Source organism: Demequina litorisediminis (assembly GCF_030161615.1).
Taxonomy (GTDB): Bacteria; Actinomycetota; Actinomycetes; order Actinomycetales; family Demequinaceae; genus Demequina; species Demequina litorisediminis.
Map to the genome: position 1 here is coordinate 282,123 of NZ_BSUN01000001.1, position 24,635 is coordinate 306,757.

General features: G+C 69.7%; 18 protein-coding genes and 11 pseudogenes. 13 read left to right on the forward strand and 16 right to left on the reverse strand.

Annotated features, from left to right (window positions below):
- Positions 1-261: 261 nt before the first annotated feature.
- The 6 genes and pseudogenes from ybeY to hrcA all read right to left on the reverse strand — a co-directional run bounded on the left by ybeY (position 262) and on the right by hrcA (position 5,073).
- The gene (gene ybeY / locus QQK48_RS01800) at positions 262-750 is read right to left on the reverse strand and encodes an rRNA maturation RNase YbeY (protein ID WP_284327286.1); all 489 of its coding nucleotides are present in this window, start codon (positions 748-750) and stop codon (positions 262-264) included.
- Positions 747-1,805, reverse strand: coding sequence for a PhoH family protein (locus QQK48_RS01805; RefSeq protein ID WP_431308267.1), 1,059 nt, complete (start codon positions 1,803-1,805; stop codon positions 747-749). Before QQK48_RS01805 ends, ybeY begins: the two co-directional genes overlap by 4 nt.
- On the reverse strand, positions 1,790-2,131 hold the full coding sequence (locus QQK48_RS01810; RefSeq protein WP_284327287.1) for a histidine triad nucleotide-binding protein: 342 nt from the start codon (positions 2,129-2,131) through the stop codon (positions 1,790-1,792). The genes QQK48_RS01805 and QQK48_RS01810 overlap by 16 nt, the downstream gene beginning before the upstream one ends.
- 4 nt (positions 2,132-2,135) lie before the next feature.
- Entirely contained in the window at positions 2,136-2,912 is a 777-nt protein-coding gene (locus QQK48_RS01815; protein ID WP_284327288.1) for a 16S rRNA (uracil(1498)-N(3))-methyltransferase, read from the reverse strand.
- A gap of 5 nt (positions 2,913-2,917) precedes the next feature.
- Positions 2,918-4,060: pseudogene (gene dnaJ / locus QQK48_RS01820) on the reverse strand (molecular chaperone DnaJ).
- Complete coding sequence (gene hrcA / locus QQK48_RS01825; RefSeq protein WP_284327289.1) at positions 4,057-5,073, reverse strand: heat-inducible transcriptional repressor HrcA; 1,017 nt, start codon at positions 5,071-5,073, stop codon at positions 4,057-4,059. Before hrcA ends, dnaJ begins: the two are co-directional and overlap by 4 nt.
- Positions 5,074-5,374: 301 nt before the next feature.
- Here hrcA and QQK48_RS01830 point away from each other — a divergent pair, with 301 nt between their 5' ends.
- The 5 genes and pseudogenes from QQK48_RS01830 to QQK48_RS01845 all read left to right on the forward strand — a co-directional run bounded on the left by QQK48_RS01830 (position 5,375) and on the right by QQK48_RS01845 (position 6,979).
- Complete coding sequence (locus QQK48_RS01830) at positions 5,375-5,524, forward strand: hypothetical protein (protein WP_284327290.1); 150 nt, start codon at positions 5,375-5,377, stop codon at positions 5,522-5,524.
- Positions 5,517-5,915, forward strand: a complete 399-nt coding sequence (locus tag QQK48_RS01835) for a DUF4870 domain-containing protein (protein ID WP_284327291.1) — start codon at positions 5,517-5,519, stop codon at positions 5,913-5,915. The genes QQK48_RS01830 and QQK48_RS01835 overlap by 8 nt, the downstream gene beginning before the upstream one ends.
- Positions 5,916-5,991: 76 nt before the next feature.
- Positions 5,992-6,363, forward strand: a complete 372-nt coding sequence (locus QQK48_RS01840; protein WP_284327292.1) for a DUF4870 domain-containing protein — start codon at positions 5,992-5,994, stop codon at positions 6,361-6,363.
- Positions 6,364-6,642: 279 nt separating this feature from the next.
- Positions 6,643-6,693 (forward strand): annotated as a pseudogene (locus QQK48_RS20960) (hypothetical protein); the annotation flags it as partial.
- Between the two features lie 67 nt (positions 6,694-6,760).
- Positions 6,761-6,979, forward strand: coding sequence for a magnetosome magnetite crystal formation protein family (locus tag QQK48_RS01845; protein WP_284327293.1), 219 nt, complete (start codon positions 6,761-6,763; stop codon positions 6,977-6,979).
- Between the two features lie 127 nt (positions 6,980-7,106).
- Here QQK48_RS01845 and hemW read toward each other — a convergent pair.
- Both hemW and lepA read right to left on the reverse strand, forming a co-directional pair.
- Positions 7,107-8,299 (reverse strand): annotated as a pseudogene (gene hemW, locus QQK48_RS01850) (radical SAM family heme chaperone HemW).
- Positions 8,300-8,301: 2 nt separating this feature from the next.
- A pseudogene (gene lepA, locus QQK48_RS01855) lies at positions 8,302-10,200 on the reverse strand (translation elongation factor 4).
- 103 nt (positions 10,201-10,303) lie between these two features.
- On the opposite strand from lepA, the pseudogene QQK48_RS20965 reads away from it, so the two are divergent.
- The 4 genes and pseudogenes from QQK48_RS20965 to rpsT all read left to right on the forward strand — a co-directional run.
- Positions 10,304-11,143 (forward strand): annotated as a pseudogene (locus QQK48_RS20965) (diguanylate cyclase domain-containing protein); the annotation flags it as partial.
- A 124-nt stretch (positions 11,144-11,267) separates the two neighbouring features.
- Positions 11,268-11,843 (forward strand): annotated as a pseudogene (locus QQK48_RS20970) (EAL domain-containing protein); the annotation flags it as partial.
- Positions 11,844-12,013: 170 nt separating this feature from the next.
- Positions 12,014-12,529 carry a type II toxin-antitoxin system PemK/MazF family toxin gene (locus tag QQK48_RS01865; RefSeq protein WP_284327295.1) on the forward strand — a complete coding sequence of 172 codons (516 nt, stop codon included), beginning with the start codon at positions 12,014-12,016 and terminating at the stop codon, positions 12,527-12,529.
- Positions 12,530-12,611: 82 nt separating this feature from the next.
- Positions 12,612-12,874: pseudogene (gene rpsT / locus QQK48_RS01870) on the forward strand (30S ribosomal protein S20).
- 34 nt (positions 12,875-12,908) lie between these two features.
- Here the strand turns inward: rpsT and QQK48_RS01875 are convergent.
- From QQK48_RS01875 to leuS, 7 genes and pseudogenes are all read right to left on the reverse strand, one after another.
- Complete coding sequence (locus tag QQK48_RS01875) at positions 12,909-13,217, reverse strand: hypothetical protein (RefSeq protein WP_284327296.1); 309 nt, start codon at positions 13,215-13,217, stop codon at positions 12,909-12,911.
- Between the two features lie 198 nt (positions 13,218-13,415).
- The gene (locus QQK48_RS01880) at positions 13,416-14,720 is read right to left on the reverse strand and encodes an MBL fold metallo-hydrolase (protein ID WP_284327297.1); all 1,305 of its coding nucleotides are present in this window, start codon (positions 14,718-14,720) and stop codon (positions 13,416-13,418) included.
- A 174-nt stretch (positions 14,721-14,894) separates the two neighbouring features.
- A pseudogene (locus tag QQK48_RS20975) lies at positions 14,895-15,254 on the reverse strand (ComEC/Rec2 family competence protein); the annotation flags it as partial.
- Positions 15,255-15,273: 19 nt separating this feature from the next.
- A pseudogene (locus QQK48_RS20980) lies at positions 15,274-15,621 on the reverse strand (ComEC/Rec2 family competence protein); the annotation flags it as partial.
- A gap of 650 nt (positions 15,622-16,271) precedes the next feature.
- On the reverse strand, positions 16,272-17,024 hold the full coding sequence (locus tag QQK48_RS01890) for a ComEA family DNA-binding protein (protein ID WP_284327299.1): 753 nt from the start codon (positions 17,022-17,024) through the stop codon (positions 16,272-16,274).
- A gap of 79 nt (positions 17,025-17,103) precedes the next feature.
- Positions 17,104-17,954, reverse strand: a pseudogene (locus QQK48_RS20985) (DegV family protein).
- Positions 17,951-20,512 (reverse strand): annotated as a pseudogene (gene leuS, locus QQK48_RS01900) (leucine--tRNA ligase). The pseudogenes QQK48_RS20985 and leuS overlap by 4 nt, the downstream one beginning before the upstream one ends.
- Before the next feature lie 220 nt (positions 20,513-20,732).
- Between leuS and QQK48_RS01905 the strand changes: the two are divergent.
- The 4 genes from QQK48_RS01905 to QQK48_RS01920 all read left to right on the forward strand — a co-directional run bounded on the left by QQK48_RS01905 (position 20,733) and on the right by QQK48_RS01920 (position 24,020).
- Positions 20,733-21,725 (forward strand): S-layer homology domain-containing protein, encoded by a 993-nt coding sequence (locus QQK48_RS01905; RefSeq protein ID WP_284327300.1) that lies wholly within the window; start codon positions 20,733-20,735, stop codon positions 21,723-21,725.
- Positions 21,726-21,807: 82 nt separating this feature from the next.
- Positions 21,808-22,236 carry a M15 family metallopeptidase gene (locus QQK48_RS01910; protein ID WP_284327301.1) on the forward strand — a complete coding sequence of 143 codons (429 nt, stop codon included), beginning with the start codon at positions 21,808-21,810 and terminating at the stop codon, positions 22,234-22,236.
- Between the two features lie 103 nt (positions 22,237-22,339).
- Positions 22,340-23,785 carry an SH3 domain-containing protein gene (locus QQK48_RS01915; RefSeq protein WP_284327302.1) on the forward strand — a complete coding sequence of 482 codons (1,446 nt, stop codon included), beginning with the start codon at positions 22,340-22,342 and terminating at the stop codon, positions 23,783-23,785.
- 7 nt (positions 23,786-23,792) lie between these two features.
- Positions 23,793-24,020 (forward strand): M15 family metallopeptidase, encoded by a 228-nt coding sequence (locus tag QQK48_RS01920; RefSeq protein ID WP_284327303.1) that lies wholly within the window; start codon positions 23,793-23,795, stop codon positions 24,018-24,020.
- A 6-nt stretch (positions 24,021-24,026) separates the two neighbouring features.
- On the opposite strand, the gene QQK48_RS01925 is transcribed toward QQK48_RS01920, so the two are convergent.
- The gene (locus tag QQK48_RS01925) at positions 24,027-24,437 is read right to left on the reverse strand and encodes a transglutaminase-like domain-containing protein (protein WP_284327304.1); all 411 of its coding nucleotides are present in this window, start codon (positions 24,435-24,437) and stop codon (positions 24,027-24,029) included.
- Positions 24,438-24,635 lie beyond the last annotated feature (198 nt).

Here is a 24,635-nt window from a genome sequence, read left to right on the forward strand (position 1 = left end):
CCACGCGAGACCGTCGAGCGCATCGGCCACGACGAGCGTGACGCTGACGAGCCCCACCGCCTCCAACGTGGCGTACGCGACTGATGCATCGGCGTCGGTCTGGTCGCCTCGCGCCGCCAGCCTGGCCGATGCGGTGGGCCGCCCGTCGGGCCGCCTCACCTGGGCGAGTTCACGCTCCTGCGCGTGGGGCAGGCTGCTCGAAGGCCGCGACCACGGCGTGCAGCACCGCGGCGCCGATGAGGCTGAGGGCGCCGATCAGCGTCAGCGCCAGCAGGACGGAACCCGACACGGCCCTCCTAGGCGCGACCGGCGAGGAAGGTCAGCAGGAGCCTTGCGCTGCAGCGCGAACATCTCCTTCTCCTCCTCGGGCTCCACGTGGTCGTATCCCAGCAGGTGCAGGATGCCGTGGGTGGTGAGGAGAAGCATCTCCTCCTCCGCCGTGTGACCGGCGGTCTCGGCCTGACGCGCGGCCACCGTGGGGCACACGACGATGTCACCGAGCAGGCCCGCAGGGGTGGGCTCATCCGGCGTGCCGGGACGCAGTTCGTCCATGGGGAAGCCGAGCACGTCGGTGGGGCCAGGCTCGTCCATCCACTGGATGTGCAACTGCTCCATGGCCGGCTCGTCCACGAAGATGATCGACAATTCGGCACCATCGGCGACGTGCATCTCGCGCAGCACAAAGGTCGCGAGTTCGGAGAACTCGATCTCCTCGACGTCGATGTCGGTTTCGTTGTTGACGTCGATCATGAGCGCTCCTCCTTGAAGCGACGCTGCTGGCCGCCGCCGCGCGGACCGCGCGACTCGTCGGCCTTGGCGTAGGCGGTGATGATGTCCGAGACGAGGCGGTGACGCACCACGTCCTGAGCAGACAGTTCGCAAATCGCGATGTCGTCGATGCCGGTGAGAATCTCGCGTGACGTGCGCAGACCAGACTTGGTCCCGCCGGGCAGGTCCACCTGCGTCACGTCGCCCGTGACCACCATCGTGGAACCGAAGCCCAGGCGTGTGAGGAACATCTTCATCTGTTCCTGGGTGGTGTTCTGCGCCTCATCCAGGATGACGAAGGCGTCGTTCAGGGTGCGGCCGCGCATGTACGCCAGCGGCGCCACCTCGATGGTGCCGGCCTCCATGAGGCGCGGGATCGACTCGGGGTCCACCATGTCGTGAAGCGCGTCGTACAAGGGGCGCAGGTACGGGTCGATCTTCTCGTTGAGGCCTCCCGGAAGGAAGCCGAGTCGCTCGCCAGCCTCCACCGCGGGACGGGTCAACACGATGCGGTTGACCTTCTTGGCCTGGAGCGCGGCGACGGCCTGAGCCATCGCAAGGTACGTCTTGCCGGTGCCAGCGGGGCCGATGCCGAACGTGATCGTGTGGCTTTCGATCGCCTGCACGTACGCGGCTTGACCCTCCGTCTTGGGGCGAATGGTGCGCCCGCGAGTCGACAGGATCGAACGGCTCAGCACCGAGACGGGCCTGCCCGACTCCCCCGTCGCACCGGCGGCGGCCGCCGCAGCGACGCCACGCGCACCCGAGAGCATGCGCACGCTCTCGCGCGCGACCTGCGGCGTCAGGGGCACTCCCGCGGCCATGACCGAGCGCAGTTCCTGCACGGCTCCCGCGGCGGCGGCGACATCGCCTTCATCGCCGGAGAAGGTGATCTCGTTGCCCCGCACCAGAATCTGGACCGAGGGGAAGGCACGCTCGATGACCCTCATCACCTCGTCGTTGGAGCCCATGAGATCCGGCATCCGTGCGGCATCCTCGACGACCACGACCTGCTTCACGCTCACGCGGGCTCCCATCCCAACTCTCCGCCACCCAAGACATGGCCGTGCACATGGAACACCGTCTGCCCTGCGGCGGCGCCGGTGTTGAAGATCCAGCGGAACTCGCCGCCGCATTCGCGGTCGGCGATCTCCTGCGCTGCCGCGGCCATCTCAGCCAGCAGCGACGCGTCCGTGGCCGCAAGTTCCGCAACGTTCTCGACGTGCAGTCGCGGCACCACGAGCACATGGGTGGGCGCCTTGGGCGCGATGTCTCGGAAGGCCACGAGGTGGTCGTTCTCCAACACCTTCTCGGACGGGATCGCGCCCGAGGCGATGGCGCAGAACAGGCAGTCGTCACTCATATGGTTAGCGTAGGCCCCCGCGCAAGGCGGCATCGGCCCACGTGCCCCGGGTGGCCGCGAGCGCGGCGATGGCCGCTGGGCCCGCGCTCGACGCACGCAGCACGTGCTGCCCGAGGACCACGGATTCGGCGCCCGCATCGGTGAGAAGCGCCACCTCCTCGTCCCCGATCCCGCCCTCGGGCCCCACCACGATCCACACCGGCTGCGCGGGGTCGGCCCACGTCAGCGTCGTCAGCGGCGTCGCAGACTCCTCGTGAAGGATCAGGACCCGGACGCCCGATGCGGTGGCTGACGCCACCTGGACGGCGAGTTCCCGCGAGGTCACCACGGCGGCCACCGGTGCGAGGGTCGCACGCCGCGATTGCTTGGTGGCGGCCCACACGAGGTCGGCCCACTTCTGCCTGGCCTTCTCGGCCTTGGGCCCGCGCCACTGGACGATGGAGCGCTGCGCGGACCACGGGACGACGGCGGTCACGCCGAGTTCGACGGCGGCCTCGACCGCCTGCTCGTCCCTTCCGCCCTTGGCGAGGGCCTGCACGAGCGTCACCGGCGGGTCATCGTCCCGCGTCACCACGCTCACCGCCACGGTCATCGAGTCTGTCCCGGTGGCGACAATCTCTCCGCGCACGCGGCGCCCCTGACCGTCGACCACGTCGACGATCTCGCCGACGGCGCGTCGCTGCACCGTCACGGCGTGGCGTGCCTCCGCCCCGGTGACGGTCACGACGGACCCCACGGCAGCATCGGACGCCTGAGCGTCAACGAAGACCGGCGCGCTCACGCGACTCAGCGACCCTTGAACGCGTCCCGCAGGCGGTGGAACACTCCGCCACCCACCGGGGCAAGGTTCGCCTCAGGCATCTCTTCGCCGCGCAGGGTCGCCAACTGGCGCAGCAGTTCGGCCTGCTCGTCGGTCAGGTCCGTCGGCGTGTGCACGTCGAGATGGACGTGCAGATCGCCGCGTCCCGAACGCTGAAGCCTTGCCCACGCCGAGGCCCTTGAGCCTTCACGGTCGAGCCCGCGTGCGTCCCAGGACGCACCTCCACGGCCTGGTCACCATCGAAGGTGGCCACGGTCATGGTGGCACCAAGGGCGGCGGCCGTCATCGGCACCTCAAGCGTGCAGTGCAGGTCGTCGCCGCGGCGCTCGAACACGTCGTCGCGCTTCTCGCGGATCTCGACATACAGGTCGCCCTTGGGGCCGCCTGCCACACCGGCATCGCCGCGGCTCGCCAGACGGATCCGGGTACCAGTCTCGACGCCGGCGGGGATGTCGACCTTCACGGTGTGCCGCGAGTGCGTGCGGCCCTGGCCGGAGCAGTCGGGGCACGGGCTGGGGATCGTGGTGCCGTAGCCGCCGCACGCCGGGCACGGCGACGTGGTCATGACGTTGCCCAGCAGCGAGCGCGCCATGCGCTGAACCACACCCTGGCCGTTGCACTGCGCGCACTGCTGCGGCTGAGTGCCAGGCGCACAACACGAGCCCGCACAGGTGCCGCAGACATCGGCCAGGTCCACCTGAACCTCGCGCGAGACACCGAACACGGCCTCCTTCAGCGAGATGGTGGCCTGGACCAGGGTGTCACCGCCACGCTGCGTGCGAGACGCGGGCCCACGCTGCTGGCCGCCGAACGGGCTCGCACCGCCGCCTCCGAAGAACTGCTCGAAGATGTCTTCGAAGCCGAAGCCCTGGGGGCCGCCCTGCTGCCCGCCGCGGGCTCCGCGGGGGTCAACGCCACGGTCGTACTGCGCACGCTTGTCGGCATTGCCCAGCACCTCGTAGGCGGCAGCCACTTCCTTGAACTTCTCGGCACTGTCCGCCCCGGCCACGTCCGGGTGAAGCTCGCGGGCGAGCCTTGCGGTAGGCCTTCTTAATCTCCGCCTCGGTGGCGGTCCTGGCAACGCCCAGGGTGGCGTAGTAATCGTTCACTCGTTCTCCACGACTCTCGACAGGTAACGGGCGACGGCGCGCACGGCGGCCATCGTCCCTGGATAGTCCATTCGGGTGGGCCCGAGCGCTCCCAGCAACGACGCCGACTCTCCGGTGGGGCCATACCCCGCCGCAACGATCGACGTCCGCGCTAGCGCCTCGGTCCGGGTCTCTGCTCCAATGCGCACAGCAACGTCCTGACCTTGTCCGGTCATTTCGTGCAACAGTCGAAGCAGCACTACTTGTTCCTCGAGCGCCTCGAGAATCGGGCCAATCGCGTCCGATTCGAAGTCGGCACGCGCACGCGCCAGGTTCGACGTCCCCGCGAACACCACGCGCTTCACGGTGCCGCCCTTGGCGGCCGCCACCACGGCGTCCGCGACCGGCGCCGCCCACATGACCTGGCCGGGGCGCGTCACCCACCGCTCGAGCGCCTGGATGAGCGGTGCTGGCGTCAACCCGACCGCGGCCTCGTTGGCCTCACGCGCGACGCGCTCGAACTCCTCATCGCCCGGCTCAACACCGAGAGCCACCGTGGACTGCTCGACCCGGGCATCGGCCGATACCACCACCACGAGCGTGCGATCGGTGCCGATGCGCACCAACTCGACGCGCCGCACCGCGGATTCGCGCAGGCTGGGGTACTGCACCACGGCGACCTGGCGGGTGAGTTGGCTCAGCAGCCGCACTGAGCGTTCCACGACGTCATTGAGGTCCACCGCATCGGACAAGAAGGTGTGAATGGCGCGCTTGTGGGGATCCTGGAGCGCCGACGCGGCGAGATGGTCGACGAACGAGCGGTAGCCCGCGTCGGTCGGAATACGCCCCGCCGACGTGTGGGGCTGGGCGATCAGCCCTTCCTCTTCGAGGATCGCCATGTCGTTGCGAATCGTCGCCGAACTGACCCCCAGTCGGTGCGAATCTGCCAGGGCCTTCGAGCCCACGGGCTCCGACGTCGACACGTAGCCCTCGACGATCGCGTGCAGGACAGCGCGGCGACGGTCTTCGCTCATGCATGCCTCCCTCGATCATCTGGCACTCGTGGGTTCCGAGTGCTAATTCTAGCGCGGACGGCGCAGCGGTAGCGTGAGCGCAGGAGGTGGCCGATGTCGACGACAGTATCCGCGCGCGCGGGCGCAAATCAGGCGGCCGCAGCGCAGCTCTTCGTGTGGCTCGGGCCGCTCATCCCTGCCCTCCTGTGGGCGTCGCTGCGCCGCCGTGCACCATGGGCCGCGCAGCAGACCGCGAATGCCGTCAACGCCGGCATGCTCGTGTGGGTCGCGTTCGGCGCAGCCTACCGTCGTCAGTATTTTCGTGCCTCTGGTCGGCTTTGTCGGTACATTGGCACAGTTGGCGGTCGTGGTGGTCGCGATTGCGCTGGGTATCCAGGGGTTTTACGCGATTCGTCGCGGGCTGCCGGCGACCTATCCCTACGACATCAAGGTAGTGAGACAGCATGACTGACGACAGCACGATGCCTCCCCCGCCGCCGGGAAACCAGCCGCCGAGCGGACAGCCCGCGCCCGCGAACAGCAACCCCAACCTCATGCCCGCGCTCGCGCACCTCACGACGCCGCTCGGGTTCCTCCTGCCGCTGATCTTCTGGCTCGTGGGCAAAGACCAGTCCCCGTTTGCGGACTCTGAGGGCAAGAACGCGACGAACTTCGGCATCGTGGTGACGATCGGGTACGTCGTGTCCGCTGTGATTGGGCTGGTCCCGATCATCGGGCTCATCGCGATCCTGATCAACATCGCCATCTTCATCGGCGCGCTGATCTTCGCGATCCAGGCCTTCCAGGCCGCGCAGAAGGGCCAGCCGTACCGCTACCCCTTCAACCTGGAACTGGTGAAGTAACTCCAGGCACACCGCCTCGGCCCCGCATCGGCTTGGTTCGATGCGGGGCCGAGGCGCATCTGCCACCCTGGGGCCCATGACCGACATCAACCGCGCCCCGGACGCGCCCCAGCAGCCGACGCAGGGCAACCCCCACCTCCTGGCAGTGCTCGCACACGCCTTCGTCTTTACCGGATTCCTGCTGCCACTGATCTTCTGGCTCATCGGCAAGGACCAGTCGTCGTTCGCCGATGCCGAGGGCAAGAAGGCCCTGAACTTCGGCATCCTCGTCACCCTCGGCTACGTCGCGGCCAGCGTGGTGGGCGCTGTGCCATTCATCGGTTGGGTCAGCGGCCTCGTCTCCGCCGCAGTCTTCGTGATCGCCGTGATCTTCGGCGTGCAGGGTGCGGTCGCCGCGAATCGCGGAGCGGCGTACCGCTATCCGTTCACCATCGACCTCATCAAGTGACCCCGAGCCGTCCCTGACCCCCTACCCCGAGTGGGTCAGGGACGCAGATCGCTCCGAGGGCTGATGCCGAGAGGTCACACCTCCTGGCAGGCTTGACCCATGACCGACAGCACGCCTTCACCCGACGGCACCCCCGCCCCCGGCGGAACCGTGCCCCCGCCCCCGCCCCACCAGCCGCCCTACGGCGGCTATCAGCAGGCCCCAGGGGCGCAGTACCCGCCCCAGTACGGCCCGCCCGCACCCCAGCCGATGCTCGAGTCCGACGCCCGCATGTACTCGATGCTGATTCACCTCGTGGCCGGCGTCGCCGTGGTGATCTCTGCAGGGTTCCTCGGCTTTGTCGCACCACTCGTCATCTGGCTGATTTTCCGCCAGCGCAGCGCGCTCATCGACTTCCATGGCAAGCAGCAGGCTCAATCTGCAGATCACGGGCTTGATCGTGGCCGCGGGTGCGTTGGTGATCACCCTGATGACGTTCGGGTTCGGCGGCATCGTGGCACTGCCTGCCTGGATCGCGTACTGGGTCTACTCGATCGTGATCTCGTTCGTGGCGGCCGCGAAGGCCAACTCCGGCGAGTACTACCCGATCCGCTTCGCGATTCCGTTCATCAAGTAGCCCCCTCACCAGCGACTCCCAAGGTATGGAGCGACGCATGGGGCTCCTGTGACTCACGTCGCGCGACAACGAGTCACAGGAGTCGCACCCGTCACGAGTTACCTTGGGAGTCGTTCTTGGGTGAGGGCTACGTGAGTTGGCGGACCGCGGCGTCCGCAAGCAGACGCCCTCGCAGCGTCAGCAGCAGGCGGCCACCGATGGCCGCGCGGCCGTCGAGAATCCCGTCGGCCACCAGCGTCGCGATCGCAGCCGTGCGCGGCTCGGGAAGGTCGGCGATCGGCATGCCGTCCGCGAGCCTCACCCTCAGCATCACCGCCTCCAGGTCCAGGTCGGCCGCCGTCAGCGGTTCACGTTCGGCCGCGGGGTCCTCCCCCGCGGCAAGCCTCGCCGCGTAGGCACGCGGAAGCGACGTTCCACCACCGTTGCGCTCCGATGGCTTCGCCGTCGCGGCCGATGCGGGGGCCAAGGTACGAGTGCGCGCCCGGCCCGATGCCCCACCAGTCCTGGCTCGTCCAGTACGCCACGTTGTGGCGGCACCGCTGCTCGGCGCTTCGCGCCCAGTTGGAGACCTCGTACCACCCGTACCCGGCAGCGGCGAGGCGCGCATCGGCCGCCTCGTACATTTCCGCTTGAGTGTCGAGGTCCACAGGCTCGATCTCGCCGCTGCGGAGCCTGGCGTCCCATCCGCGTGCCTGGCTCAATGACGAGCGCATACGCGCTCACGTGGTCGGGTGCGAGGGCAATGGCGGCGTCGAGGCTCGCGTGCCAATCCTCGAGGGACTCACCTGGCGTGCCGTAGATCAGGTCGAGGCTGACCGCGAGGCCGGCTTCGCGTGCCCACCCCACGGCCCGTGCGACGTTCTCGGGTCGGTGAGTGCGTTCCAGGGTCGCCAGGACGTGCGGCACGGCGGACTGCATGCCGAACGACACCCGGGTGAATCCTGCCGCGGCCAACTGGCCCAGCGACTCTCGGGTGACGGAGTCGGGATTCGCCTCGGTCGTGACCTCCGCATCGGCCGCAAGCCCCCAGGTCGCGCGCACCCCGTCGAGCAGCGCCACGAGGGCCCGCGGGTCCAGCATCGTGGGCGTGCCTCCGCCGAGGAACACCGTGCGCACCGGGCGGGCATCCCCCGCCATCGCCTCGCCCGCCATCGCCATCTCGGCCAAGGCCGCGCCCACGTAGTCGTCGCGGGAGGCGAACTCGCCTTCGCCGGGCGCGTAGGTGTTGAAGTCGCAGTAGCCGCACCGCACCGCGCAGAACGGCACGTGAATATAGACCCCGAGGTCACGCCCCGGATCCGCGTGCGTGGGAAGCGGCACCGCTACTTCTTCTTGCCCTTGTCCGAGCCGTCGTCGGAGGTGCTGAGCGCCGCAATGAAGGCCTCGGGCGGCACCTCGACCGACCCAATGTTCTTCATGCGCTTCTTTCCGGCCTTTTGCTTCTCGAGCAGCCTTGCGCTTACGGGAGATGTCTCCTCCGTAGCACTTCGCGAGCACGTCCTTGCGGATGGCGCGGATGGTCTCGCGGGCGATGATGCGCGACCCGATGGCGGCCTGAATGGGCACCTCGAACTGCTGACGATCGATGAGGTCCTTCAGGCTTGGTGACCATCGACACGCCATAGGAGTACGCGGCGTCCTTGTGCACCACGGCCGAGAACGCGTCCACCGTTTCGCCCTGCAGCAGGATGTCGACCTTGACGAGGTCCGCGACCTGGTCGCCCGCGGGCTCGTAGTCGAGCGAGCCGTAGCCGCGCGTGCGGGACTTCAACTGGTCGAAGAAGTCGAAGACCACCTCCGCCAGGGGAAGCGTGTAGTGCATCTCGACGCGCGTCTCAGACAGGTAGTTCATGGTGCCCATGACGCCACGACGCTCCTGACACAGGCTCCATGACGGTGCCAATGAACTCGCTGGGGACCAGGATCGACGCCTTGACCACCGGCTCACGCACCTGCGAGATCTTGCCCGCGGGGAACTCCGAGGGGTTGGTGACCGTGTGGACCTTGCGGTCCTCCATCTCCACCTCGTAGACCACGTTCGGGGCGGTCGAGATGAGGTCGAGGCCAAACTCGCGCTCGAGGCGGTCGCGCACAATCTCCAGGTGCAACAGCCCCAGGTAGCCGCAGCGGAAACCGAAGCCCAGCGCCACCGAGGCTCTCGGGCTCGTACACCAACGCCGCGTCGTTCAGGCGGCTTGTCGAGGGCGTCACGGAGCACCGGGAAATCTGCGCCGTCGAGCGGGAACAGACCCGAGTAGACCATCGGCTGAGGATCGCGGTAACCGCCGAGCGACTGCTCGGCACGCCGCGCGGCGGTGGTGACCGTGTCACCCACCTTGGACAGTCGCACGTCCTTCACGCCGGTGATGAGGTATCCCACTTCGCCCACACCGAGGCCCTTGGAGGGCTTGGGCTCGGGGCTGATGACGCCGATCTCGAGCAGGTCATGGGTCGCGAGAGTCGACATCATGGCGATCTTCTCGCGGGGCTTCAGCGCGCCATCGACCACGCGGACGTAGGTCACCACGCCGCGGTAGGTGTCGTACACGGAGTCGAAGATCATGGCGCGAGTGGGCGCTGACGCGTCGCCCACGGGCGCGGGAATGTCGCGCACCACACGGTCGAGGAGCTCGGCGACGCCCGCACCGGTCTTGCCGGAGACACGCATCACGTCCTCGGGCTCGCACCCGATGAGCCTGCGCGAGCTCGGCGGCGTAGCGATCGGGATCAGCCGAGGGAAGATCGATCTTGTTGAGCACCGGGATGATGGTGAGGTCGTTCTCCATCGCGAGATACAGGTTCGCGAGAGTCTGAGCCTCGATGCCCTGGGCCGCATCCACCAGCAGGATCGCACCCTCGCACGCGGCAAGGGAGCGCGACACCTCATAGGTGAAGTCCACGTGACCCGGGGTGTCGATCATGTTGAGGGCGTGCGGCGTGCCCTCCACCTCCCACGGCATGCGCACGGCCTGCGACTTGATGGTGATGCCGCGCTCGCGCTCGATGTCCATGCGGTCCAGGTACTGAGCCTTCTGAAGCCGCGCCTCAAGAACCCCGGTGATCCCCAGCATGCGGTCGGCCAGGGTCGACTTGCCGTGATCGATGTGGGCAATGATGCAGAAGTTGCGGATCGGCTCGGGCGAGGTCGCGGCGGGCTCGATGCGGGTCGCAGATGACACGGTGAAGGCGTTCCTCGTCGACAGAAGGGCAGGACACGCCATTGTCCCATGAGTGACGTCAATCTCATGCGCCGGTCAGATATGCCGATACCTTTCGTGAAGGCGAGGAGATGGCCCTCGCCCTGATGCTGGGGAAAGGGGCGACGTGACCCACGACGCCGAGGCTTTTCGCCGTACCTTCCTCGACTCACCCGTCGGCATGGCGATCCTCGACGCGGACGGACGTCTCGATGCCGTCAACCCGTCGCTCGCCGCCCTGCTGGGCTCCACGGCCGAGGCCCTGCTGGGGCGCGCACTCGCCGACCTCACGCACCCCGACGACCGTCCACAGCATCGGCAGGTCGTGAGCCGTCTCGCCCACGGCACCCACGACCGCGTGCAACTACAGCAGCGCTGCGTCCACGCGACCGGTGATGTGCTGTGGACCCGCGCCACCCTGTCCCGCCTGCCGGGAAGCCCCTGGCGCGCGGTGGTCCATGTCGAAGACCTCACCGAGGTGCGCCGGGCGCACGCCCTGGTGGAGCACCACTCGTACTACGACCGTCTCACTGGTTTGGCGAACCGCACTCTCCTGCTGGAGAGGTTGCGTGTCTCGCTCGAGAAGGCAGCGACGTCCACCGCATGCCTGTTCGTGGACCTCGACCACTTCAAGGTCGTCAACGATTCACTCGGCCACGAGGCAGGCGATCGCCTCCTCACCGAGGTCGCGCGCAGGATTCAGGCGGCCGTCCGGCCCGGCGACACGGTCGCGCGGCTGGGAGGCGATGAGTTCGTGGTTGCCCTTGCCGACGTCTCCGAGGAAGGCGCCGCTGCGCTGCTGAGCCAACTCGTGGAGGCCGTGCGCCAGCCTGCGGTGGTCGCTGACCACGAGGTGGTCCCCACCGTCTCGGCTGGCCTCGCCTTTGGTCAGCCTGGCGTCACCGCGGAGACTCTGGTCCGCGACGCCGACATCGCGATGTCGCGGGCCAAGACGTCAGGTCGCGACCGCATCGCCGTCTTTTCCGCGGACCTTCGCGACGAGGCGATGGTGCGCCTGTCGATCGAGTCCGAGCCTGCGCGTGGCACTGCGCGAGGGCCACCTCGAGGTGCATTACCAGCCCGTGGTGGACATGGCCACGCGCCGGCCCATCGCGTACGAGGCACTGGTGCGCTGGCGCCACCCCGAGCGAGGCCTCCTGCTCCCCGCAGAGTTCATCGAGGTATGCGAAGAAGCCAACCTAGTGATCCCGCTGGGCGAGTTCGTCCTCCACGAGGCGTGCCGATTCATCGCCGCACGGCCAGGGTTCACCGGCAAGGTGCTCGTCAACGTGTCGACCCGGCAGATTGGCCCTGCGGACCTCTCCGGCGTCGTCACCCGCGCCATCGAGGCCCATGGCATCGACCCCGCTCGCCTCGCCCTGGAGATCACCGAGTCCGGCATGCTCGTCGCCACCCAGACGGCGGTGGCCGATCTGCGAGGGCTCACCGACATGGGGATCGCCCTGCTCTTGGACGACTTCGGGACGGGCTACAGCGCGTTGTCCAGCGTGCTGCGCTCCCCCGTGTCCGGCCTCAAGTTGGCGCGAGAGTTCACCCTGCGCCTGGGCGACAAGTCGACCGGCGACCGCATCTCCACCGCCGTCGCGAGCCTCGTCGACAGCCTGGAGATGGACGGGATCATCGAGGGCGTGGAGACGGAGGCGCAGTACCGGCAGGCGCTCGCCCACGGATGGCGGCTTGCTCAGGGCTACCTGTTCGGTCACCCGCAGCCCGAGCACCTGATCCCCGGCGCCCGCGGCGCCACCCCTGACGCGCGGCACACTCGCAGACTGGTCTACCGCTCCGCGCGACCTCTTCAGCCCCTACCCTTGGCGCCATGGAGGTCCTTCTTGCCGCTCTTGCGGTCATCGCTCTCGCCGTCATCGGGACCCGGCGCGGCAAGCGCTCGCGCACGCCGCGGCCACGCGCGGCGGCAGCGCGGCGGCCCTATCCAGGAGACTTCACCGGCACGCCGCGCCTGTCGTACTCGCCGTCTCTTGACGGCAACGCGGACCCCGGCGAGATCGTGTGGACATGGGTCCCGTTCGAGGAGGATTACTCGCGCGGCAAGGACCGTCCGGTCCTGCTCATCGGCCGCGACAGCCAGTGGCTGCTGGGGCTCATGCTCACTAGCAAAGACCACCCGCGCGATGCGGCGCAAGAGGCGCGGTACGGGCGCCGATGGATGGATATCGGCACCGGACCGTGGGACAGTCAGCGCCGCCCCAGCGAGGTGCGACTCGACCGAATCGTGCGTGTTGACCCCTCTGGGGTGCGGCGCGAGGGCGCTATCCTTGACAGGACTCGATTCGACTCCGTCATCCGTGAAGCGAAAAAGCGCCAAGGCTGGTAGGATTGTCGTTCGTGTGTGAGCGCGGCTCGCGCTCCAGCCCTCTAAGTTTTCATTCGTTTCACCATCATCGAGAAGGATCGCTGTGGCAAACATCAAGTCCAAGATCAAGCGCATCGGCACCAACGAGAAGGCCCGCCAGCGCAACGTCGCCGTCAAGTCCGAGCCTGAAGACCAACGTGCGTCGCGTCCGCGAGGCCATCGCCGCTGGCGACAAGGACAAGGCCGCTTCGGCCCTCCAGGTCGCGTCGGTCAAGCCTGGACAAGGCCGTCTCCAAGGGCGTCATCCACAAGAACCAGGCCGCGAACCGCAAGTCGGCGCTGGCCAAGCAGGTCGCCGCTCTCTAAGGCGTCTCCGCTTTCCGACGAGCCCCGTCGCACCTCACACGGTGCGGCGGGGCTTTTCGCATGCCCGATGGCGCGGTGCGCCACGCCTGTGACAGGCGCGCCGACGCTTCCCTACTAGCGCTGGGCGAGCCTGGGCGACCGTGCGGACGGCGCGCTCCAGTGCGAACTGCGGCGCACGGGACGCGCCCTTGATCTCCGCGTCGGCGGTGGCGACGGCCTCGATGGCCTGCGCCAGCGAGTCCGCGGTCCACCGCTGGAGCTCGCGGCGCGCGCGGTCCGCCTGCCACGGCGAGATCCCCAGGTCTCGCGTGGGGTCGAGCCTGCGTCCGCGGGCCGCCCCCACCTTGGCGAGGATGCGCAGGCCGCGAGCGCGGCGTTGAGCGGCACAGGGTCATTGCCGGTGGCGAGCGCGTGCCGCACCAGGGTCAGGGCCGTCGCCACGTCGCCCGCAATCGCGGCGTCGGCCACACTGAAAGCCGTCGCGTTGACCCGCGTGCCGTAGTACCGCGTCACGGCCTCCTGGCCGATGGTCCCGTCGACATCACTCATGAGCCTGCTGGCACGCGGCGGCCACCTCGGCGATATCGCTGCCGACGGCGTCGACGAGGCTCCTCACCACGGCCGCGGAGACCGGGCGCTTGCCCCGCTCGAACTCCCCGCGCGCGAAGTCGACGATCTCGGCATCCTTCTTCACCGCCGGACAGGTGTACTCGGGTGCCCCGCCCTTGCGCAGCGTGTCGAGCAGTTTCTTGCCCCGCACGCCCCCACCGTGGCGAATGATGACGACCACGGCAGGGTCGGGCTGCGCCACGTAGGCAAGCGCGTCCTGCAGGAAGTCATCATTCATCGCTTCCGCACCCTCGACGACCACGATGCCCGCATCGTCGAACAGGGACGGCGACGCGGCGGCGAGGAGGGCGCCACGCGAGTAGGCGCCCGCGTCAAGCCGTGTCACGGGCGCACCCTTCATCGTGGCAGTGATCCGCTCGATGGCGCGCTGACCCAGCAGCGACTCCGGCCCCGACACGAGCACCACCGGTGCGGGAGCGGCACGATGCCAGGTGGGCTCGGCGGAACGGGTGCGGGCTGCCATGGCACTAGGTTCCCACGTCCCGCCGACACGCCGCTGCGACGCCACTGCTCGGCACGGCCGTGACGACGATGTCGCCGCAGGTGGCGGTGACCGCGAGCGTCTCCACGCGCGGCTCGTACAGGCTCGAGCGCCGCGCGAGCCGGATGGCCATAGTCGTTGTCGATGCCCGCGCTGATGACGCCGACGGTGGCGGTGATGAGTCCAGCGAGCCTGCGCATCCTGGGCCGCGGATCCGTGGTGCGCGATCTTCACCACGTCGACCTCCTGCGGCGCGACACGCCGCGCGATCTCGCCCTGCGCCCCGGGTTCCAGGTCACCAAGCGCGAGCACCGAGACGCCGGTGGCCTCCAGCCGTGTGGCGATGGAAGCATCGTTGACGTTCGCCGCCGCCGCGTCCTCGTGGCGTGAGGAGAGCACGTCGACCGTGACGTCTCCCGCGACGATGCGCTCGCCCTCACCGGGCACCTCGACCGGCACCCCGCGCGCACGGAGCGCGGCGGCGGCCGATGCCTGCTCCCCCGGCGCCGCGACCCATGCCGCGCTGACCTGCACAGCGTCGGCGACGGCACCCGTGGCGGAGTCGTGATCGGCGTGGGGATGGCTGAGGACCAGGAGAGGCACCTGCGTCACTCCGTAGCGCGTCAGACACCCGGTGGCGGCATCGTCGTCGGGCCCCGTGTCGATGACCACGGCGGCCGATGCTCCCGCACGCACCAGCAGCATGTCGCCTTGCCCCACGTCACACGCGACCACGACCCAGTCCTCCAGGACGGCCACCGGCCGCAATCCCGACGCCACGGCCACAACGACGCAGATGATCGCCGCGAGCGCCCCCGCACGCCGCACAACACGCCGCTGCGGCACCGTCGCCACGATGGCGGCGAGCACGACGAGCGAAGCGGCCACCAGCCCCCACGGCGCAGCCGGCCACTGCGCTGTCGCCCCCGGCAACGCCGCCACCGCGCCCGCCACTCGGGCTATGGGCCACGCCGCGATGCCGCTGGCGCCCATCAACAGATCCCCCGCACCGGTCCACCACGGGCCGATCGCGGCAGCGAGGAGCCCGCACACCGTCACGGGCACCACGAAGGGCGTCACGATCAGGTTCGCCGCCACGGCGAACAGGCTGATGCCGGGCTGGAGGGTCAGCAGGAGGGGCGTCAGCGCCAGTTGGGCGGCCAGTGGCACCGAGACTGCCCGCGCCGCCCGCGGCGCCAACCACACTCCCAGGCGACGCGCCACCGGCGGCGCCCACACGACGATGCTCGCGACCGCGACCACCGACATCACGAAGCCCACCTGTACGGAGAGCCTCGGGCGCGACCAGCACCACTGCGAGCACCGCGGCCGAGAGCGCGGGGAGCCCGCGCGCACGCCGACCCAACGCCATCGCGCCTGCCACCACGAGCGCCATCACGACGGCACGTGCCACCGACGGCGCCTGCCCCACCAGTAGCGCGAATGACGTGGCCGCACCGGCCACTGCGACGGCCCTCGCCTGGCGAGGGACGCGCAGCCACGCGGTGGCCGCCGAAACGAGCAACGTCAGGACCGCGAAGTGGGCGCCCGACACCGCGGTCAGGTGGGCCAGACCCGAGACCCGCATGGCGTCGACCTGGTACGCCGGCATCCGCGACGTGTCTCCCGTCACCATGCCCTGCACCAGCCCCGCGGTCTCGACAGGAAGCGCCTGTGCCGCCTGCCCCACCCACCGGCGCGCGTCCGCCCACGGGCCCGTGCCCGGCGCGCGGTCGACGACCTCCGCATCCCAGGCGATCACGCCGCCGTCCTCGTCCCGGTCGACGTCGGCTCGAACCAGTATGGCGTCGTCGCGGGCCAGCGCGTCCGCGTCCACCACCACCGTCACCGTGCCCCCGGTCGAGACCCACGTCGCCGCCGCGTCGCCAACAGTGGTCCAGGCCGTCAACCGCACCTGAGCGAAGGCGAGTTCTGCACCGCGGATGACCGCCTGACGCGGCACGCCGTCGACCGTGCCCCTGAGCAGGACCTCGTGGGATTCCACCACGGCCTCGGGCACGGCACGCCTGGAGGCTTCCGCGTGGGTGACGGTCGTGATGCCCGCGGCGGAGGCGGCCACCAGGGCGAGCCCCAGGCTTGCGCCTGCTGCGCGCACGCCGGGCCAAGGCGCCGGGGCGCCGACCCGTGCCAAGAGCAACAGCCCTCCGCCTGCGATCCCGGCAGTGACGGCGACGGCGAAGCCCACCGGGAAGCCATGGAGGACCGCCGCCGCAGCCGCCCAGGCCCCCAACGCGGCCGGGACAAGGCGAGCGTCGTGGCGGGGCGTCACATCGTGGCGAGGCCGTCGAGGTTGGCCACCATCGCCTCACCCACGCCCGAGACGCGTTGGAGATCGTCGAGCGACGCGAAGGGCCCATGTGCCTCTCTGTCCGCGATGATGCGAGCCGCGAGGACCGGCCCGATGCCGGGCAGTTCCTCGAGGGCGGCGGCGTCAGCGGTGTTCAACGACACTGCCCCACCGCCCGTGGCCGGGGTAGCCCCGGCGTCTTCTTCCGGCACGGTGCCTTCGAGAGGCACGCTGATCTGCTCGCCGTCGACCGGCACCCGAGCGAGGTTGATCGCTCCAAGATCCGCGTCACCATTCGCGCCGCCCGCCGCTTCGATGGCGTCGGCGATTCTCTGTCCCGCCTCAAGTTCGACGAGGCCCGGGGCGGCTACGGCCCCGGCCACGTGAACGATGACGCCGCGTGGGTCCGCCGCCTCCGGCGTGGTCCCGGTCGACGGGGTGGGGGACGCTTCCGGTGACGCCGCCGCGCCCGGCACGGGTTCCAGACCGCCATCGCCGGAGGGTCTCCACAGGGCCCAGACCAGCAACGCCACGAGCGCGAGTGCCCCTGCCACGGTGAGCGCCACACGTGGGCTGATCTCCCAGCGCATGCCCTGCGCGTGGTCGTCGATCTCGCGCCCGTGCGCGGCCTCATAGGCCCGTCCCGCCGCGCTCGCGGCGCTCTCGCGCCACCGTGCCAGCGCGGCGGACTCGTCGGCTTCAGGCTCCCATGCGGCGACGCTAAGTGCCACCCGCAGCGCCGCTGTGCATGCCGTGACGCTCGGGGGACGACGGGCCCGCCCGCTCGTGCCTGGGGACGATGCCGCGAGGCTAGAGGATGCCCTCGGGCAGAGCCGCCGCGACCACCGCCAGCGCTCCCGGACCCGCGTGAACGGCCAGCACCGCTCCCACATCGGTGCGCACCACGGGCAGTCCCACGGGCAGCGCCTGGGCAGCCTCGTCTCCATAGGAGCCTTCGCCGAGCGTCAGGACCGCGCAGGCGGCGCCCGGCATCGCCTCGGCGGCCTCCCCCGCACGGCGAAGGACCGCCTCGCGGGCGCGCGCCGTCGACCGCACCTTGTCGACCACGGCCACCTCGCCCGCCACAATCTCCAACACCGGCCGCACCTGTAGCATCCTCCCCACCGCGGCCGCGGCCGACGACAGGCGCCCGCCGCGGCGCAGAAACTCCAACGTGTCGACCGTGAAGACGCAGGTCGCCGATGCCGCGACGGCGCGTGCCGCATCGGCCACGTCGTCGAGCGACGCTCCGCTGCGCGCGGCGTGTGCCGCGGCGAGCGCCGCAAACCCTGCGCCCATCGCGACCTGACCCGAGTCCACCACCTCGACGGGGATGCGCACCGCATCGGCCGCCTGGCGAGCCCCTGCACCGTGCCGGACAGACGTCCGGACAGCAGCACCGCCACGATCGCCGTCGCGCCCTGCGCCTCCAGCGCGCGGAACGTCGACTCGAAGGTCGCCACGGCAGGCTGCGACGTGGTGACGTCGCGGCCCGCGACCAGGGCGTCGAGCACGTCCGCCGTGGAGATCTCGACGCCCTCGGCCCGAGGATGTCCGTCGACCATCACCTGCAACGGCACCACGGTGATGCCCCAGCGCGCCACCAGGTCAGGTGGCAGGGTCGCCGACGAATCGGTGACCACAGCGATGGAAGACGTCATGCCCACACGCTAGCGACGAACCGAGGCGTGAGGGCTGCGTCCGTCACGCAGTGACGATGTTGACGAGCCTTGGGCGCCCGCACGATGACCGTACGGATGCCGGCGTCGCCGATCGCCCGTGCGACGCCCGGCTCGGCCAGCGCCAACTCCTTCAGCGCCTCGTCGGAGATGTCCGGAGCCACCTCGAGGCGACCGCGCACCTTGCCCTTGACCTGCACGATGCACGTCACGGTGTCTTCGACGAGCAGCGACTCGTCTACCTCGAGCCAACCCGCCGTGGCGACGTTCTCGTGGCCGAGGATGGACCACATGTCTTCCGCCACGTAGGGAGCGAACAGGCTCAGGAGCACAGCGACGGCCTCGGCGGCCTCGCGCACGGCAGGGTCGCCAGCGCCAGCACCCGAGTCGATCGCCTTGCGGGTGGCGTTGACGAGTTCCATGGTGCGCGCGACCACCACGTTGAAACGGAAGCCCTCGACCAACTGCGCGCAGTCGGCCATCGTGCGATGCGTGACGGCCCGCAGTGTGGCGTCGCCGGTGGAAGCGTCAACGCCGGGCTCGGAGGCGACGTCCCGCGCAAGGCGCCAGGCGCGTGCCAGGAACTTCGACGAGGCACCGGGCGACACGTCGGCCCAGTCGATGTCGTCCTCCGGCGGACCCGCGAACGCCATCGTGATGCGGACGGCGTCGACGCCGAACTCATCGAGCCTGCTCGCTCAGGCGGACGATGTTGCCGCGCGACTTCGACATCGCGGAGCCGTCCATCTGAACCATGCCCTGGTTGAGCAGCGCCGAGAAGGGCTCCTCGAAGTTCACCAGGCCCATGTCGAACAGCGCCTTGGTGAAGAAGCGCGAGTACAGCAGGTGCAGGATCGCGTGCGTCACGCCGCCCACGTACTGGTCGACGGGCGCCCACTTGGCCACATCGGCAGGGTCGAACGGGCCGTCGGTCTTCTGCGCGTTGACGTAGCGCAGGTAGTACCAGGACGAGTCGACGAACGTGTCCATGGTGTCGGTGTCACGCTTCGCGGGCCCACCGCAGGAGGGGCAGTCGGTGTTCACCCAGTCCGTGGCACCACCCAGGGGCGAGGTGCCCTTGGGCTTGAGGTCGAGGCCCTCGGCGGGCGGAAGCTCGATGGGCAGGCTGGTCGTCGGGCACCCGCACCTCGCCGCATGCGTCGCAGTGGACGATGGGGATGGGGGTGCCCCAGTAACGCTGGCGCGAGATCAGCCAGTCGCGCAGGCGATAGTTGGTGGAGGCGGCGCCCGTGCCTGCCTCGCCCAGTTCCGCAACGATGGCCTCGATGGCATCGGCCTTGGACTTGCCGTCCAGGCTGCCGGAGTTGATGAGCGTGCCGTCGCCTGCGGCCGCGACGCCCGTGACGGCGGGGTCCTCGACGGGCTCGCCGTCCTCACCACGCACGTCCAGCACCACGCGGACCGGCAGGTCCATGGCGCGGGCAAAGTCGAGGTCACGCTGGTCGTGCGCCGGGACGGCCATGATGGCGCCGTGGCCGTAGTCCGCCAGCACATAGTCCGATGCCCAGATCGGCAGGCGCTCGCCGTTGACGGGGTTGATGGCGTAACGGTGCAGGAACACGCCCGTCTTGGGACGCTCGGTCGAGAGGCGGTCGATCTCGCTGGCGGCCTTCACCTGCTCCACGTACGCCGAGAACTCTTCGGCAACGGCGGCATCGGCCCCCTGAACCAGGCTCTGCGGCGAGGTCCGAGTCGGCTGCCACGACCATGAAGGTCGCGCCGTGAAGCGTGTCGGGGCGAGTCGTGTAGATGTCGATGGGCTCATCGCGACCCTCGATGACGAACTTCACGTCGGCGCCGGTCGAGCGGCCAATCCAGTTGCGCTGCATCGCGATGACCTTCGACGGCCACGAGCCCTCGAGCCCGGCGAGGTCGTCGAGGAGACGGTCCGCGTAGTCCGTGATCTTGAAGTACCACTGGTTCAGCTTCTTCTTGGTGACCGGGGTGTCGCAGCGTTCGCACAGGCCGCCGACAACCTGCTCGTTCGCGAGCACCGTCTGGTCCTTGGGGCACCAGTTGACGTTGGAGTGCTTGCGGTACGCCAGGCCCTTCTCGTGCAGACGCGTGAAGAGCCACTGGTTCCAGCGGTAGTAGTCGGGGCGGTGGGTCGCGAGGACACGGTCCCAGTCAAAGGAGCACGCATAGCGCTCCATCGACGAGCGCTGCTGAGCGATGTTGTCCTCGGTCCACCCCCGCGGGTCGAGGCCACGGTTGATCGCGGCGTTCTCCGCGGGCAGGCCGAACGAGTCCCAGCCGATGGGGTGCATGACGTTGAAGCCGCGCTGCACCCAGTAGCGGGCGATGACGTCACCGAGCGCGTACGCCTCAGCGTGCCCCATGTGAAGGTCGCCCGAGGGGTAGGGGAACATGTCGAGCACGTACTTGGTGGGGCGCGCGTCGTCCGCGTTGCCTGAACGGAACGGCTGGCTCTCCCGCCACACGGGAAGCCAGCGGTCCTCGATGGCGTGGAAGTCGTAGCGGTCAGTCTCGACGCGGTCCTCGAAAGTCGGCTCAGTCACCCCAGCATTCTAGTCAGGGCACGATGCCCGTTCGGCCTGCGCGTCCCGGGGTGCGCGCCGCCCCTGCGGACCCCCTCGCCGGGACAGATCCACGATGCCGTGCGACTCTTGACGGGTGATGGCGGTCGCCGCCATCGAGCGGGCGGGACGGATGCCCGTCCGCGGGAGTGGGCGATGAAGCGTCGAAGCACGGTGCGCGCGGCCAGGGCAGGCTGCCCTCGTGGCCGCGGGCGCGATGGCGCTTGGATGCCTTGCGGCGGCACCGGCAGCCGCGAACGTCACCCCGGAGCCGGTCGTGACGCCCATCGTCGTGACGCCCACGGTGGAGACGCCGGCCGCAGAGCCCAGCGATGTAGCCACCACGTCGCCCCCGTCACCCCGACCCACGAGCCTCACCGAAGCCCACTGGCTCGACTCCGGCGCCCTCCCCCACGCCCACCGACACCGCACCCGATCCGCAGCCCTCCCCCAGCGCCACCGCCGAGCCCACCCCCGTGACGCCCTCCGTGACTGCCGAGCCGGCGCCTCCAGATCCGGCGCCCTCCATGCCGCAGTCCGAGGACCCCCTGCACAGGAGTCACCCGACGCGCCGCAACAGGGCACCGTGACGGGTTCCTGGTCCGCTCCGCCCGCAGCGCTCACCCCGCGGCTGACCTTCAGCGACGTGTCCTCGGTCAAGGGCTCCGCCGGGTACACGCCGTACGCCACCGCGATCGAGTGGCTTGCCGCGCAGGGCGCAACCTTCGGCTGGGGCCTCGCGGACCGCTCGGCGACGTTCGATGCGCACGAGCCAGCCACTCGCGCCGACCTCGCGGCATTCCTGTTCCGCGCCGCGGGCCCTCCCGTGCATGTGCCCCCCGAAGAGTCTCCCTACGAGGACGTCGCGCCCACGGACGACACCTACGCAGAGATCACGTGGCTGGCCGCACGCGGCGTCGTGCTTGCGGGCCCCGCCCAGGCATTCGACCCCGCGGCCGAGGCCTCGATCGCCGATGCCGCCGTGGCGATCCGTCGGCTCGCGGACGAGCCTCGCGTGATCCTCGTCCAGGGCCTCACCTTCACTCCGCAGAAGGAACCGACGGCGCTCCAGGACGCCCTGATCTGGCTCGACGACCGCCACCTCCTAGGCACCACCGCTCCATCCGCGCGGGAGGCGCGCGACACGGCCCTGAGCCGCGGCGAGGCTCGCCCAACTGCTGTACGAGGTACATGAGGCGGGAGTCGGACTCTCGACAACCCTTACCCTTGCCGAGCGGTGGGCCGAGCGCACCGACCTCGCGGGCACCCTCGAGGGGATGCGCAACGGCCTGTTGCCTGCGACGGCGCTCTGTCCCCTGCCGTGGGACGTGACCGAGGCCCTGGCGTGCCCAGCGGCCGCTGGCCTCGAGACCCTGAACGCAGCGTTCCGCGCGCAGTTCGGACAGGACATCCCCGTGGCCGATGCCTACCGTTCCCTCGCGGGCCAACGCGCGGCGCGAGCCGACCGCGGCTGGCTCGCCGCGCAGCCGGGCACCTCGATGCACGGGTGGGGTGCGGCTATCGACCTCTCTCCGTCACAGGCTCGATGGCGGCTTTGGGGGCGACGAGTACGCCTGGATCATCGCCCACGCACCGGCTCACGGCTGGGCGCTCCCCGCGTGGGCCGGGCCCCACGGCACCAAGCCGGAGCCATGGCACCTGGAGTATCAGGGGTAGGCTCGACGCTCGCCGATGATGTGGAGTGAGCCACACCGGGCTTCCCTTTGTCCGATGCGCCCGCATGATCCCCTGAGCGCCGCGGTAGACCACCGCACCGTGCCCCACCCCTGGCCGAGGAGGCCCGCCATCTTGACCCCTTCACGGCCACTCGCCCGCCACGCGCTGCGAGCCTCCGCGACCGCCGTGATCGTCGCCGCACTCGCCGTCACGACGTGGGGCGTGCCCGCATCGGCCAATGACGATCCTGCCGCCACGGCCCCTGCCGCGAGCGCGACCACCGCAGCCGCGAGCCCATCGGCCTCCCCTTCGCCCAGCGTGAGCCCCACCCCGAGCGCCACCCCTGAGCCGAGCGTCAGCGCATCCCCCACGCCTGAGCCGTCCGCCACCGCATCGGCCACGCCTGAGCCCACGCCGACCGCGCAGGAGACCACGGATCCGGAGGAGACTGACGGCAAGGACACGGAGAGTCAGGGCCCCGTCACCACGCCCGCTCAGCGCTCCCCGCTCGCGCGCGCGGCGACCGCGGACACGTCCGCCCTCGCCGCGACGGCAACGATCCACTTCACCGACGTGTCTTCGAGCAAGTCCTCGTCGGCCTACTCTCCGTTCGCCAAGGAAATCGCGTGGCTCGCCAGCACGGGAGTGACGCGCGGATGGACGCTCGCCAACGGCACCCGTGAGTACCGGCCGCTCGACACCGTGGCGCGCGACGCGATGGCGGCATTCCTGTACCGCTACGCAGGTCAGCCTGCCTACTCGGCCCCTTCACGCTCGCCGTTCCTCGACATCCGCACGTCGACGGCGTTCTACAAAGAGATCACCTGGACGTCCGCGTCCAAGGTCTCGACGGGCTGGCGCGTCAGCGGCGGCGCGCAGTACCGGCCGTCCGCGGACATCTCGCGTGAGGCGATGGCGGCCTTCCTCTATCGGTTCGCAGGGTCGCCCGCGGTCTCGGTGCCGTCGACGTCGCCGTTCAAAGACGTCAGCACGTCGTCGCCGTTCTACAAGGAGATCGTCTGGCTCGCGTCCACGGGAGCGACCACAGGCTGGCGAACCTCCTCCGGAGCCGAGTTCCGGCCGCGCGCGTCCATCACGCGTGACGCGATGGCGGCTTTCCTCTACCGCCTTGACCGCGCCGGCATCGGCTACGCAGGCTCCACCGCCGCCGCGACCACACTGCGACACACCACCATGTACGTGTACGGCGCAAGCCTGCTGAATGTCCGCTCCTCGCCCTCGACGTCGGGCAGCGTCATCGCCTCGGTGGTGAGGGATACCGCCCTGCGCACCACGGGCAAGGTTTCGGCCGATGGTTGGATCCAGGTCATCGTCAACGGCAAGCGTGGGTGGTCTCACGGCTACTACCTCACCGGCCGCAATGGCGCGGTGCTGACCAAGACCAAGGCGGAGAACTCCAACGGCAAGATTCCCCGGGGCAAGATGTGCACGCTCTCGTGGGACTCGAGCGAGATGTTGCTGTGCGCCGCGAAGGCGGACCTTGAGAAGGCTCAATGCGAAGTTCCGTGCGAAGTTCGGCACGAACATCCCGATCAACGACTCGTACCGCGACTATGACGCGCAGGTGCGCGCCCGCATCCTGTACGGAAACATGGCCGCGATCCCCGGCACCTCAAACCACGGGTGGGGTGCGGCGATCGACATCTCCGGGGCGCGGCTACCGGGCGGCTACTCAGGTGAGCAGTACCTGTGGCTGCGCGACCACCTCACCGCCTACAACTGGGTGCTTCCCACCTGGGCGCGGCCCGAGGGGTCCAAGCCCGAGGCCTGGCACTTCGAGTTCACCGGTTAGGCGGCCTCACGCGATCTGGGTGACCTTGACCGTCACGTCGAGGTTGTCGGTCGCGCCAGCGACCACGCCCGAGAGCGGCGGCACGTCGCGGTACTCGCGCGCCCGGCCCACGATCACGTGGTGGTCACCCACCTCGCGGTCGTTGGTGGGGTCAAAGCCCGTCCACTCCCCGGTCCACCACTCGACCCAGGCATGGCTCTCTCCCGCCACGGTCTCGCCGATCTCGGCGTCGCGCTTGGGGTGCAGGTAGCCGGAGACGTAGCGCGCGGGGATGCCTACGGAGCGCAGAGCACCGAGCGCCAGTTGCGCAAAGTCCTGGCACACGCCGGAACGCGCCTCCCAGGCCTCCGTCGCCGCCGTGTGAACGGTGGTGGCACCCGGCACGTACATCACCTCGGAGTGCAGATACTCGCACACCGCCCGCGCCGTCTCCTCCGGTCCAAGCCGACGGGACGCTTCGCGCGCGAACTGCGCGAGCCTGCTCGGGAGGCGCTGTGGTGGGTGAGTTCTCGAGATACTCGCACAGCAGGTCCTGGAAGCGCGGCCCCTGCAGCGCGTCCCATCCCGCGCGCTCCCCCGCGGAAGCCTGGTTCGTCACCTCCACCACGGAGCGCG